Raw genomic sequence first — 11766 nt, forward strand, 5'->3', positions numbered from 1 at the left:
CTTTAGTCGACTCCTCCGTCGGCGGGGAACTGCAGGCGCACTTCGTCGGCCGCGGTCTCCAGACTGGCGGCGTCCTTGATCCAGTGGTCGAGTAGGTCGCCGATGGTCTCGTCGCTGAACGTGATCCGCGAACCGTGTCGCCGGGTCAGGGTCAAGTCCTCGGTCTCAGCGGCGTCCAATGATCGCCTAAGTCCGAGGGTCGCGGCGACCCGGCGGATGTCGGTAACGAAGTCGAGCACCTTGAGCGCCTCCTTGCCATGGCTCAGCCGCAAACCGCGGCCAAGTTGCTGGACGAAGATGCGTCTACTGTGGGTGACACGCAGGAACGCGATGAGGTTGACGTCGGGGACGTCGACGCCCTCATTGAATACGTCCACGCAGGTGATGATTGGGACACGACCGAGCCGAAATTCGTTAAGTAGGACTTGACGACGCTGGCGGGACAGGCCGCTATGCAGGAATGACGCCGACCGCCACTCCCGATCGGCACTGGCGAGCTGGGAGGCCATGCGTTCGGCGTGTTCGATGGTCTGACAGAACAGGATGGCCCGTGGTTCGGGGGTCAGTCGCCAGGCGCCTCGGAGCTGTTCGACGATCTCCTCGTCGCGCTGAGGTAGGAAGAGCTTACGGTTAAGTTCCTTGATGGAGTAGCCGTGCTGGCTAGCCTCCTTGACCGTGTCCCAATCAAGGTTGTCCACGAAAAGCCGGTAGTCCACGGCTGACAAGAAGCCCGCGCGCATGCCTTCAGCGATCCCCATGGAAAAGCTCGGCGGCCCGAAACGGGCGGTGATGTCGAATTTGTCTCCCCGCCAGGGGGTCGCGGTTACGCCGAATGTCAGCGCATCACCGCACAGATCGAGCAGTTCCGCAAACCTACCCTGCTCGGCGACGTGGTGCGTCTCATCGACCATGACCAGGTCGGGGCGCCAGCCGGACCTCACGGCACCAAGTACAGACTCTACGGTGCCGACGAGGACGCCGTCGTAGGTGCAGGGTTTGGTGTCTCCGGTTAGTAGCCGGGTGGGAACACGCTTGTCGAGGTGCCGCCACATCGCGCGCTCCAATTGCTCGACGAGGTCCTTCATGTGCGCGACAACGAGAACTCGAGCTCGAGGGCGTTTCCGAAGAAGCTGATCGATGATCTCCCCGCCTACCACCGTCTTGCCCAGCCCCGTGGCGAGGATCAACAGGGCGGCGCCATTCGCGGCGAGATCGGCCTCGATGGCGCCGGCGGCAGCAGACTGGTAATCGCGCAGAGCGTAGCGGACCGGAACCCGGTCCGGCATGCGCTGCCACAGCTGGGCGAGGGTCGGGCCATCCCACACCCGGATACCCACGCCGACGGACCTCAACGCCTCCAGCCGTTTGATGGCGGGTGCGTTGACAGCGGTGTTGGTGACCAGGACACACTTGTCGGCCCGGTAGCGAGTGCGGGCCCGTTCGAGGTCGTCGATGCCTTCCCGGCCAATCGCCCCCCGGCTGGACCACTTGCATTGCAACACCCACTGCTCGCGATCACGGACGGCCAGCAGGTCGGCTCCCTCGTCGCCAGCACCGTCAACGATCCGCACGTCAGCGAAGCCCATGTGCCATAGGGCTCGCTCCACGGCATGAGTGAGCCCCCGTGGACCACCTTCGAGGAGTTCCTCAGCCGAGAGGAATCCATCGCTCATGCTTCGGCGGCGAGTTGGTCGTCGACCATTCGCACACTTAGACGGGTTCGCTGCAAGATCAGCGGGTTGTCCGCGTTCGGGTGCTCCACCAGCATCGCGACGTCGCCAAGTGGACCGGCCGTGCGGGCGAGGCTCAACCGTGCGGCAGCGCGGGAGGTCAACGTGGCGTAGGGGTTGCTGAACGTCTTGCCGTCCATAAACGCCTCGGGCCAAGACTCCAGAAGTGTCACCAGGTAGAGAGGCGGCGCGTGCAGGACGAAGTCGCCGTCCTCGCCGAGCGTGGCGGTTCGGGAGACCATGCCATTGGCGATCATGTCGTTCTCGACACTACTCACCTCATCGGGGCTCAAGTACTGGAAGGCGCGACGAGGTTCGTCTTGCACGCAGGCGGCCATGCGCGCGCGGATAACGCTAAGCAGCTCCCGCGCCTCACCGACGACGGCATGGGCGTTTAGGGCGGTGTGGGGAAGGCACTCCGCTCGCAGCGACGCGACCAACTGAGACAGGCTCGTCGAGCTGTCCGCCCGCACTCTCAGCAAGGCGGCGATCTCAATCAACAATGGCTCGGTCACGTCAGCACCGAGCTTCGCGAACGCCTCATGGTCCGGATCGACGAAGGCGGTAGCACTGCCGCCTGGCCCCTGGACCAGCAGCACCGGGGTCGTCTGGCCGTCCTGATCGACCAGGTGGGCGCTGGACAAACGTCGCGTTTCGATGGCCAAGTGCCCCAGGCGGGCGAGGCCGAAGTCGCGTGACAGTTCCGGAATGACTTCAGAGTCCGCGCGAAGGCGCTCGATGCGCTCCTGACTGGTCTCCTTCCTCGGCCTCGGCACGGTGACGGGCGGATTCTCCCCCGTAAGCTTCGCGGTCGCACCCGGCCCCGTGGGTCCGCCGGTCGATCCAGACCCGCTGGATAGGCCGAGCGCCTCCAGGACAGCCGCCTCGTCGTGGGTGGCGGGATTGTCCTGCTGGGCGGTGTCGAGCTTGCCGCGCTTGGCCCGCGCTTCATGGCTCTCGATGGCTTCCCACCAGAGGTGATCGGTCTGATAGCGCGGGTCGCCGTCGTGAAAGCGCTGTGCCCAGCGACGGGTAGCGTCGTGAATGGGCCCGTGGCCGTCGCCGGGGACCAAGTGTCGCTTGCCGACCGCGTTACGTCGGAAGCCCTTGTACAGCGAACCCAGCGGGCTGTCGTTCTCCGGATACCCGAGGCGCTTGGCCTTCTCCGGCTGCAGGGGACCTGTCCCCCGGATGTAATCGATCGCCGCCCGCCATCCACGGTCCCCGTAGTCGAAGGCGTTCTTCTGGTATACGACCGGCACGTGGTCGAGGTGGATCTCGCCAATAAGCCGGCCGCCCTGGTTGGCGAGCTCGATGGGATATTCCGTGTCGACCAGGCTCAGGGGATCATTGGGGTTTTGCCAGTCGAAGACTCGCTTGTCCCATTGAAGGATCTTTCGTCCGTTACGGAGGAAGTCGATTCCGAACTCGCGCTTGTCCAGGTGCCGCTGAACACCGAGCCAGCCGTGGAGGCGCCGCTCTCGTCGGGTTAGACGGCCCCCGCCGCATCGCTGGCAAGCACCGCGTTCGGGCTCCTGCCAGTTGCCGCAGTCGGCACAGGCGTCAGCGTCGGCGTACTTCTCGTTGATCTCGCGGTAGGCACGGATGGTTTCGGCCTTGGCGCCCGCGCCGTAGGTGATCGACCGATCCTCGCCCCACCGACAGTGGCGACGGGGCTTGACTCGCACACCCCGCACGAACAGTTCGAAGGGTCGGTTCTCCAGCAGCCAGGCGTAGACGCTGCCTAGGGTCTTGCGAAGGTTGTTGGGGTTGCGCCGCAGCCAGTCGGCCCGGTCCCCGTCAAGCTTGCTGATCTCGATCCGAGTACCGTGGTCGTGCGGGTCGAGTTTGGTCTCAGTGATGTCAGTGGCCTCGAAGTCATCACCGATCTCATCAAGGTCGATCTCAACGCCGATCCACTCGGGATCGTTGGGACGGGTGGTGAGGATGCGGGTGCGGCGACCGAGGCGCGCGGTGGCCACGTTGAAGCCCATACCGAAGAGACCTAGCTTGTCGTAACGGTCGTTGCTGGACCATCCCGCGCGCACGGCCATCTCGAGGGTTTCACGACTCATGCCCCGCCCGGTGTCGGCGATCTCCAGGCGCGCGTCGGAGGACTTCGTGGTTCCCGGCAGGCTGACCGAGACCTTGAATCCACCCGCCCACGGCTGGTCCGCCCGGAGGATCTCGGTGAAGTCGTCGAACGAGTTGTCGATCAACTCGGCGACACACTGCCAAGGGTCGAAGTCGATCTCACCAAGCATACTTAGGATCCGGGCGGAGGGCGTGATCTTCATAAGTGGCGTCTCCAGTCGTATCGCGCCCCTGGGCGACCAGATGGCATTCGCTTGATATCACGAAGCCCCTCGCCACGGGGGACCGGGGTACGAGATGAGACTAGACAGCTTCCCCGACATTTCGGTCGCGGCGACGCCGTCCCTACGATGACCGAGACCCCCAGTCGCTGACGCAGCCGTGGTGTCACGCCGATCGGTCGCGGCCCGTCGGATCCGAATCGCCGTCCTGCGGCTTGAATAGCCTCGCGTGCGCGGTGGTCGCCGCCGACGCTCCGGAACCCTCGACTTGGCGCTCTTCTCGATGTCGGCGCGGAACTCCGATCAGGCCACTTCGACAAACGGCTACCTAGGAATCCTGGTGTGGTCACTGAGGCGGGGAGCTAGCCACGAACCACCCCTTCCACCCGCGCGGCAGCCTCCTGTGGATCATCGTGTTCCCAAACGCGGATCACGGTCCAGCCCGCGTCTTCGAGTAACTGGTCGGTCTCTCGATCACGAGCGCGGTTGGAGTCGATCTTGTCTCGCCAGAACCGATCATTCACACGGGCGGGACGGTAATGCTCAGGACATCCGTGCCAGTAACAGCCATCGACGAATACCGCAACGCGGGCGGCGAAGAACACGATGTCGGCGGTACGGCGAAGGCCAGGCAATGGCTTCGCGTTGATCCGGTATCTAAGACCACTCCCATGCAGGACCGAACGCAACCGCCGTTCGGGACCAGTGTCGCGGGCCTTGTTGGCTCGCATGACGGCACGCACGGCCGGGTTCTTCGCCCAAGAGGTCGCGTGGGTGCCCGGTCTCGCGAGAAGGCCCCGGGCCAAAGCCAAGCGCCACCCCTCGGCCAGGTTCTCGGCTCGGGTGGCGTGCTCGACCTCCCCAAGGTAGCGGGTGGGTGAACGCCCCCGATCTGACCATCGTAAGTAAGCCCGGATCCGGCGAGTTCGGGGAAGTAGCTTGAGCTCGACAGAGGCGCGGGCTCGACGCCCGTCGCCGAGGTCGATCCACCGCCGGTCAGTCCCACCGGCCGCGCGGTCTTGTTCGAGCGCCGCCGCCCTCCGGCTGCGACCCCGCCGGCCCTTCCAGGCCCTCGAATGCGGGGGCTTGTCCGCCCAACGGTTGCCTGATCGGGCCACAGTCGAGGTCACCGTTGACTCTCAGCCTCGTCGAGAGAAGTCGCGATAGCCTGGGCGAAGAACTCTCCAAGAGCAACGGGGACGGCGTTTCCGAGCTGGCGCATCTGTTCCCCTCGGGGTCCAGCAAGCCTCCAGCTATCAGGAAATGTCATGACTCGCGCTGTCTCTCGAACCGTCATGTAGCGATGCCGGTAGGGGTATCGCGCGTCGTTAGGCGATTCGAGCAACGGTTCATCGGTCAGTAGCACGGATTCGCCGCCGGGGACGCCGTGAACCCCTGCCTTGACGGTCTTCGCTGGCCGATCCAGCTCGTTCGGGGTGTGGCCGGCGTAGATCCGGGCATCTGGCCAGCCGATGTGGTCGGTGAACCCGCCGAGGTGGTACTCGCGCCGGTCGAGTCGATCCCAAGGCACAGGGGGAAGCGGGGGCTGTCCCTCAAGTCCCTTGATCGCGTCTCGCAGCGTGCGCCAGGGAAGAGTCCCGTCTCCGGGCGGAGGGGTGGCCGGTAGCCGGGACATAACGCGTCGCCGGACGTGATCTGGTACATCCGGATGCCTCTTCCAGTATGCGCCGTCCAGCATCGATCGGAGCAACGCCGCTTCCGAGTAACGTGGACGGACCGCCTCCCGGAAGCGATCGATATCCACCCCCAGGTCTGACCGGAACGCGACCATGATGATCCTGTTCCGCACCTGCGGAACGCCGTAGTCGGCGGCGTTGACTCTCGTCGTGATGACCTCATAGCGCCGCTTGGGGTCTGTGGGTTCCTCCGCCAGACGCTTCCTCAACGCCTCATCGTGATCACGCCATGCAGTCTCATCGTCACGCTCCTCGAACGGCAGTCGCAGCTCATTCTCGATGTACTCGAAGTACGGCTTGAAGGATGGACGCAGCAGGCCGCGGACATTCTCGCAAATGACGGCCTTCGGCTGGATCTGGCGAATAGCGCGGAACATCTCCGGAAACATGTTGCGCTTGTCCTCATCGCCTCTCGCTACACCGCCCAGACTAAATGGCTGGCAGGGCGGCCCCCCGGCGAGCAGGTCCACACGACCCCATAGATAGTCGAACTTATACCGGCGCACATCGCCTTCGACCAAAGGCCATCGCTCCCCGGCGGAGGGAATCCGCTCGCCGTCACCCCTCGACACCGCCGCGTTGGCCTTGAGTGTCTCGCACGCGTGCTTCACAAGCTCGTTGACCAACAGAGGTCGGAAGCCCGCTCGCTGGACGGCCATGGCCAGACCACCGCCGCCGGCGAACAACTCCACCGAGGTGCGGTCCCAAACTGGCTTTCCTAGCGGCTCAAGCATGATAAAAGCATACCGCGGAGTCGTGGATCTTTAATACCGACACCCGGGTAGGGCGAGCAGTGAATCTACTCCAACCGACGGCAGCGGCACGCGGGGCCAGCGACTTAGGGGTCCGCTCCCGACCCGCGGGATTCACCGCGGAAGCGATGTGATCTCGTTACGCGATCCCGAGGAGGAGCGATGGCGACATGGCAGGTCGGTCCATTCGACAACGACGACGCGGTCGAGTGGTGCGGCGCACTCGAGCACACCACGCCTGATCAACGGTCGTATCTAGTACGCCGCACCCTCGAGGTGGCGGTCTCGGCGGGACGTGCCCTCGCCCCAGAGGATGCCGCTCGAGCCATCGCCGCAGCGGCTACCGTTCTCCAATCAATTACCGGCATCCCCGTCTCAAACTCGGCCTACGCCCCGCACTTTCTCCTCGATCGCGACGACATCCCGGTCAACTCCCCGCTGCGTGAACTGGCCACGCGGTCGCTCGACGCGGTGCTGGCCGATGAGTCGTCGTGGCGCCTACGGTGGGCTGAGAACATAGAAGGGGAGGAGGCGCTGAGAGTCATCGAAGACCTCCGCGTCAGCCTCGCCGACAGCGGCGCCGTCGAGTCGCCTCAGGCCAGCGATCAAACAGATCGTGGTACTTCTCGTTGAACGTACCGGCACTACCCGGCAGGCTATCGAGGCAGCGGTCGCTGAAGCACGACGACTGGGATCGTCGGGAAACTAGCCGGGGCTGGTGGCCCCGCACCCGCCAGCCCCGCCCCCAACTCCACCGCCGCCGACGGCCCGACCACGACAGCAGCCGCCACAGATGACCCAGCCATCCCCGAATCGAGTCCCACATCCTGCAGCCGGCCGCCAACCGGCGTTCCCGGCGGCTCGCCCACTGGGCCCCGAACGAAGATCCCACCACGCGAGGACACGGTGGTACAACGCTCGCTGGAGTTAGAAAACGAGTGCGCCGACACTCTCGCCCACGACGGCTACCGCGTACATCAGAACCCGACGCGGCAGGAAATCGCCGACGCCCGCCAGAACACCGGCGACAGGGGGAAGCCGGATAAGGATCCGGACTACCTCATCGAGGGCCACGTCTTCGACTGCTACTCCCCCACTGCCGGCAAGGCGGTACGCGGGGTATGGACGGAGGTGTCACAGAAAGTAGCGAGGCAACAGACCCAGCGAGTGGTGTTGAACCTGTGCGACTGGCGCGGCGACATCGCCGGCCTGCGAAAGCAGTTCAACGACTGGCCGGTCCCGCACCTCAAGGAACTGGCAGCGGTGACCCGAAACGGTGCGATCATTCAGATCGTCCGACGAGACTGAGAAGGCAGGCAACACGTGGGCATCGAATACCGACTGACCCTAGCCGGCGACATCCCCCTGGAAGACCTCGCGTCCCTCGTCGCCCCGCACGGCGTCGAGGAGTCAACCCTGCCCGGCTACCCCCGGCTGCTCACCGCCGACCTCGGGGAGGAACTCGGCTACACCGTCACCGTTTCCGCAGGCAGCAGCGGCTACTTCGACGCCGAAGACGACGACGGCACCCAGTGGGAATGGGAACCCGACACCTACACCAACATCATCTTCGACCTACGCAAGAACAACCCACCCGAAGACGTGGTCCCAACAATGGTGTCAGCCGTGGCCCGTGTCCTCACCGACCGGCCGGAAGACGCCGCGTTCGTACTCAACGGCAACTGGCTCCTGCTGACACGAGTCACGGGACAGCTACGCGAACACCGGCCAACCTGGTGGGACAACTACGACGTCAAAGGCGTGATCCTCCGCTGAGCCACTTCCGCGACATCCTCGCTGGCCCAACTCAGAGCGCCGCCTCCGGAAGGCGTAAGCCTTCGTGGCGCTGCCCTCGGCGAAGACGCATGGCTCCACGCAGGAGCCGCGCATCCCCTACCGAGGTCACGGCAGCCGGCCCTGTTGTACGAGATTGCGGAAGTCCCCTGTCCCGCCCTCACCGTCGTGGATCTGCACCCGGTGGTGTGCCGTGCCCTGTGCGCCGTCACCTGTGTGCTGTGCTGGGCATGCGATGTATACCGGGGGAATCGAACCCCCGCGCCTGCCCTCGGCGCTCCAGGAGTGAGCCGGATTGCCCGCCGGCTCGCGGGTACGTGCACGCCTCCACGTCGGCTACCTGCTCCGCAACATCAGTCGAGCAGATCGACCTCCCAATTCGTCCGCTGGATCAACGTGTCCACCTCGCGTAACTGCCGGGCGAGGTCGTCAGCCTGCCTGCGTAACTCACTCACCGACAGCGCCGGAACCATCGTCAACTCCGAGCGCAGCTGCCGATACCCACGCTGACCTTCACCCGCAGCGGCGTCCGCGGCGGACGTGACCACGCTGTGCCGCAGCCGGAGCACATCGCGATGCGCGAGCGCGTCGGTAAGTGTGCCCCCCTCCCGTACGACGATGGCAGCGTTGGTGCGGTTAATCCGCCGGATCAACGACTCCAGCTCACCGAGCACCTCGCCCGCCTCCGCGAGGAGCGCCGACGCGTCCTCAGCTGGCGTCTCACCCTCCTGATAGCGGGCGCTAGCCGTGATGCGGGCACGGAGTTGTTCAGCGCGGCGCGCCGCGTCCGAACGCAGCGCCAATGCCTCAGCAAGCTTCATGGGCACCATTATGACCAACGAAGATCAGCACCGCTGCCCCATTAATGCTGACGGGTTGGCAGCCGGACACCCAGCGCCGCTACCCCCATCAACGGATGCGGCGGCGCAACCCCAACCAGAGTCAGTACGACATCTCGCGACAACGACGTGCCCACGATGAACCCTCCACACGCTCGCCCCAGATCGGGTCACTTCCCACCTCGGCACTCGAAGCCCGGCACCGTCACCGCCGGGCCGTCTCCCACCGGCCAGCCAGGGCCATTTCGCCGGGAGCGGGACCCTTCGCGACCTTCGATGATGTGCGCGGTGTGTGCTCTCCAGCGGATGCCAACCTGGGCGAACCGATGCCAACACGGGCCACTGCGGGCGACCGCCGGTCGCAACCCGGGGTACGTGTGCTCGGGGTGTGGTCCTGGGCTGCGACAACGGCGGTCCGGGTGACGTGGGTGAACGTGGGCCACTCCCTGCCACCCCAGGTGAACCCCCGGGTCGCTAGACTGGGCGCTCGCGCCCTCGTAGCTCAGGGGATAGAGCAACGGTTTCCTAAACCGTGTGTCGCAGGTTCGATTCCTGCCGGGGGCACCTCGAAGACCAGCCGAAACGCTATCTGAACTGGAAATACATACGCTGTTCAATTCGCACAGATGTACCAGCGTAGGTCACCGAAAGTCGCTGCTTGTCGTAGGTCGCGGAACATACGCGGAATGACCTTGAGGGCGTCCGCCCAAGGCAGCCGCTGGATATTGAGCAAGATCCTGAAGTTCCCCCGATAGCTCGGAGGCTTTCGATCATGCTCTGCTGGAGCTGAAGGGAGTCATCCCTGGCAGCACCGAAGAAGTACCCCGATGAGCTGCGTGAACCTGCGGTGCGCTGGGACGGGAGTCGGACCCGAAGCCCGTGATCCGCCAGCTTTCCCTCGGAACTCGACCCGACCTGGCGACGGTCGTGACGCTCGTTGACGAGCTGAAAGATCGCTTCGGGGCGAGCCCACGAGCGGGCACGAGGGGAAGCCAGCCTTGCCGCCGGCCGCAGGCGTTTCAGGCATCACGACCGCTTGAGCACGCTCCTCCAAACTGCAGCAGTCCGCATCCAGTCCTCACGTTGCGCGCCCAGTACATCATGAGGCGGTGGATGGAGGAGTTCAGCTGCGCCGCAACACAGCGAAAGCGCGCGGGAACTACCTGTTCATGGCTTTCATTGGGGCCAGCGGCTGGGGCGCGGCCCGGTACTCCGAGGCGGATCCGAACTCCGTCTTCACCAACACCGGACCCGTCAAGTACGCCGGCGCGGCTTTCTTCCTCGTCGCCACCTGCGCCCTAGCCTCTCTCCTCTGGCCCTTCGTTATCAACGTCGACGACGACGGGATGACCCTTCGGTCGCGTGGCGTCACGGCGCGGCTGCCGTGGAGTTCGGTCGAGATGCTGACTGCGGCGAAGAGCGACACGGACTGGATGGACCCGATGTTGCAGCTCCGGGTGGCTCCGGGAGTGCGGATCAAGGGGCGCATCGGCAGCGACAACGACGGGCGGCGGGTGTACAACCTGCTGCCGCTTGAGGACTTCACCTTTCCGCCCGAGCAGGTGGTCGCCATCCTGAGGGAGCGCAGCGGCGGCAAAGTAGAGGCCCAGGATTACCTCAACTATCGGGCGGGCAAGAGAGCGGTCGCACGGTGGTTGACCGACGAGGACGGCGATGACCGCAACGGTTGACAGCAACGGTGCTGGGCGGGCCGAGGCGGCAGCGAACTAGCAGAGCGCTGGGACCAGCGGCTGCTCCTTCTCCGCACCGAGTTGGACAATCCGGCCGGGGGCAATAGATCGGGAGGTGGCTGTACAGCTGTCGGTGCAGCCAAGCCGGCCGACATGCCCGACCGGAGACCGACCGCAGCCGACATGGCGAGCAGGTCAGCAGCCGTCACCGACGGCAGCTGATAGCAAAACTTGATCTTTGCAAGGTAGGGGCAGCACGCTTGCGGCTCGCCGGGCTTCGTGCAGAGTGTGTGCAGTGATCTTGTCATGTGGAACCAGTCGGCATCCCGGAGGCGCGGGCCAACACCACAGAGGCGAGACTGGCTGAGTCCTTCCTAAACCGTGTGTCGCAGGTTCGATTCCTGCCGGGGCACCAGGCAAAACAAGAAATCAACTAATCACGATGTCAGTCGCATGGCCTCACCGTGGCCTCACGACCTTCGCGACACGGCGAGACTCGTGCCCCAACGGATGCCTGCCACCTTACCGCGAGGGTCAATTTGTGTCGGGTTGGCGGGAGCGCACCAATAGGTAGCCGGCGTAGGCCGCGAGCGCGATGGCTGCCAGCGCGGCGGGCGGCCCGGTGAGTGCGCGGGCGCTGCTGCGGGAAGCCAGCGCGGCGCCGAAGGACTGGTCGGCCAGGAGCGACCAGCGCGACCGCCAGGACAGAGCCGATCCCGCCGACAGCGCGGAGCCGACGGACAGGATCGATCCGGCCGACCCGACACTGGCGATGGAGGCGATCGAGCCGACACTGCCGATGGACAGTACTGAGCCGTGGGAGCCGATCGACAGCAAGGAGTCTGTGGACCACAGTGACAGCCGTGAGGAGCCGGTAGAGGTCATGAGCGGATTATGCGGCACTCCGGTGGTACACGCGGCTCATTGGAGCTGAGACACGGCTGGGTA

General features: G+C 65.1%; 10 protein-coding genes, 1 tRNA gene and 1 pseudogene. 6 read left to right on the forward strand and 6 right to left on the reverse strand.

The window, feature by feature from the left end:
* Positions 1-2: 2 nt before the first annotated feature.
* The 4 genes from B116_RS0109400 to B116_RS0109415 all read right to left on the reverse strand — a co-directional run bounded on the left by B116_RS0109400 (position 3) and on the right by B116_RS0109415 (position 6476).
* On the reverse strand, positions 3-1673 hold the full coding sequence (locus B116_RS0109400) for a DEAD/DEAH box helicase family protein (RefSeq protein ID WP_027659918.1): 1671 nt from the start codon (positions 1671-1673) through the stop codon (positions 3-5).
* Positions 1670-3994, reverse strand: a complete 2325-nt coding sequence (locus B116_RS0109405; protein WP_223874546.1) for an ATP-binding protein — start codon at positions 3992-3994, stop codon at positions 1670-1672. The genes B116_RS0109400 and B116_RS0109405 overlap by 4 nt, the downstream gene beginning before the upstream one ends.
* 413 nt (positions 3995-4407) lie before the next feature.
* On the reverse strand, positions 4408-4788 hold the full coding sequence (locus B116_RS0109410) for a very short patch repair endonuclease (RefSeq protein ID WP_223874547.1): 381 nt from the start codon (positions 4786-4788) through the stop codon (positions 4408-4410).
* A 383-nt stretch (positions 4789-5171) separates the two neighbouring features.
* Complete coding sequence (locus B116_RS0109415; RefSeq protein WP_027659921.1) at positions 5172-6476, reverse strand: DNA cytosine methyltransferase; 1305 nt, start codon at positions 6474-6476, stop codon at positions 5172-5174.
* Between the two features lie 180 nt (positions 6477-6656).
* Between B116_RS0109415 and B116_RS24935 the strand changes: the two genes are divergently transcribed.
* From B116_RS24935 to B116_RS0109430, 4 genes and pseudogenes are all read left to right on the forward strand, one after another.
* Positions 6657-7127, forward strand: coding sequence for a DUF4259 domain-containing protein (locus B116_RS24935; RefSeq protein ID WP_050591850.1), 471 nt, complete (start codon positions 6657-6659; stop codon positions 7125-7127).
* Positions 7102-7203 (forward strand): annotated as a pseudogene (locus tag B116_RS28225) (DUF6244 family protein); the annotation flags it as partial. The gene B116_RS24935 and the pseudogene B116_RS28225, both read left to right, overlap by 26 nt.
* 197 nt (positions 7204-7400) lie before the next feature.
* Positions 7401-7802, forward strand: a complete 402-nt coding sequence (locus B116_RS0109425; protein WP_018799921.1) for a CdiA C-terminal domain-containing protein — start codon at positions 7401-7403, stop codon at positions 7800-7802.
* A 15-nt stretch (positions 7803-7817) separates the two neighbouring features.
* Complete coding sequence (locus tag B116_RS0109430) at positions 7818-8270, forward strand: SitI3 family protein (RefSeq protein ID WP_027659922.1); 453 nt, start codon at positions 7818-7820, stop codon at positions 8268-8270.
* Positions 8271-8641: 371 nt separating this feature from the next.
* On the opposite strand, the gene B116_RS0109435 is transcribed toward B116_RS0109430, so the two are convergent.
* Positions 8642-9109: a DIP1984 family protein gene (locus tag B116_RS0109435; protein ID WP_027659923.1), complete on the reverse strand. Its 468-nt coding sequence runs from the start codon at positions 9107-9109 to the stop codon at positions 8642-8644.
* 509 nt (positions 9110-9618) lie between these two features.
* On the opposite strand from B116_RS0109435, the gene B116_RS0109440 reads away from it, so the two are divergent.
* Together B116_RS0109440 and B116_RS0109445 are read left to right on the forward strand one after the other, a co-directional pair.
* A tRNA-Arg gene (locus B116_RS0109440) sits at positions 9619-9691 on the forward strand.
* 545 nt (positions 9692-10236) lie between these two features.
* A complete protein-coding gene (locus B116_RS0109445) occupies positions 10237-10818 on the forward strand; it encodes a hypothetical protein (RefSeq protein WP_027659924.1) in 582 nt (193 codons plus the stop codon).
* Positions 10819-11352: 534 nt separating this feature from the next.
* Here the strand turns inward: B116_RS0109445 and B116_RS26480 are convergent.
* Positions 11353-11703 (reverse strand): hypothetical protein, encoded by a 351-nt coding sequence (locus tag B116_RS26480; RefSeq protein ID WP_027659925.1) that lies wholly within the window; start codon positions 11701-11703, stop codon positions 11353-11355.
* Between the last annotated feature and the right edge of the window lie 63 nt (positions 11704-11766).

Origin of the sequence: Salinispora fenicalii (genome assembly GCF_000514815.1) — a bacterium.
GTDB classification, from domain to species: Bacteria; Actinomycetota; Actinomycetes; order Mycobacteriales; family Micromonosporaceae; genus Micromonospora; species Micromonospora fenicalii.